This is a genomic window from Moorena sp. SIO4A1 (assembly GCF_010672065.1).
In the GTDB taxonomy this organism is placed as follows: Bacteria; Cyanobacteriota; Cyanobacteriia; order Cyanobacteriales; family Coleofasciculaceae; genus Moorena.
The window spans coordinates 1-1,273 of the sequence record NZ_JAAHHX010000833.1 but is presented as its reverse complement, the minus strand read 5'-3'; the positions used below and the strand labels follow the sequence as shown (position 1 = coordinate 1,273).

Genomic DNA, 1,273 nt, shown 5'->3' with positions numbered 1-1,273 from the left:
ATTGTGCAGTCTGCCATGCTGGTACAGTGCGAGATACCCGCGATAGTACACCCCGGGTAATCACCACCATGCCTTCCAATACGGTCGATCTATCGGGCTACATCAAGTTAATCTCCGAAGTAGCATTTGATCCACGATTCAACGCTGACCGGATTTTGGCAGAGATTGCAGCCCAAGGGGAAAAGTTCAACCCCATCCAGAAATTGATTTATCGCTACCTGGTTATTCCCCAGACTCGGGATGCTTTAATTGCTCAGGGTAGCCTACTCGCCTTTTTAAATAACCAACCTGATCGCGGTCCTGGGCGGGTGGATACGTTTAATCCCTATAAATCCCTGCAATTTCGCTTCCCGATGGATCAGTTAGACCCTGATGAATTGATTGGTGGTGCAGATTTTCCCTCGATCTGGAATCAGAAGCCTCGTGAAGGTTTGCAGTTGCACTGGGATGGTGATAACGAATCGGTGGATGAGCGGAACCTGAGCGCTGCTTTGGGTGCAGGGGTGACACCAACCACGGTAGATTTGGATGGGATTCAACGGGTTGCTGATTGGCTGTGGGAATTACCACCCCCGCCCTATCCCTATGAGATTAACCAGAATTTGGCAGCAGTGGGTAAGCCAATTTATGAAAACAACTGCGCCAGTTGCCATGCTTTTGGTGGTTCAAAGGTTGGCAAGGTAACACCTATTGAAGAAATTGGTACAGACCGATATCGTCTGGATTCCTACACCTATGAACTGCTTTCTAACCAAAATACCCTCTTTGTTGGCACACCAAGGCGTTTCAAACATTTCCGCAAGACCAATGGCTATGCCAATGTGCCCCTAGATGGAATTTGGCTACGAGCTCCCTATTTACATAATGGTTCAGTACCAACCCTAAGAGACTTGTTAGAAACCCCCGAAAACCGACCCAAAGAATTCTATCGGGGTGATGATGTTTTCGATCAGGACAAGGTTGGTTTTGTTTCCGATGTAGCAGAGGATAATACCAACAAATTCTTTAAGATTTATACAACAATTCCTGGCAATTTAAATAGTGGTCACCTTTATGGAACTGACCTCTCTCCAGAAGCAAAAGATGCCTTAGTGGAGTACATGAAGACCCTTTAGTAAGGGATAAATGTAAACAATTATTTACAAAAACCAACCAATACATTAAACAAAGAGATTAAAACAACAGATTCAAGCAAGAGGTAAAATGAACGCTTACGCTAAATACTTTGGTTGTGTGGTATGGCTTGGCATCATTATCAATGTGGTGTTTTTTG

Annotated in this window: 1 protein-coding gene; it reads left to right on the top strand. The window is 44.8% G+C overall.

Features of this window, described 5'->3' with window-relative positions; genetic code table 11:
* Positions 1–1,115, top strand: a 1,115-nt coding sequence (locus tag F6K53_RS43300) for a cytochrome c (RefSeq protein ID WP_293086888.1), incomplete at its 5' end; no start/stop codon positions are given.
* Positions 1,116–1,273 lie beyond the last annotated feature (158 nt).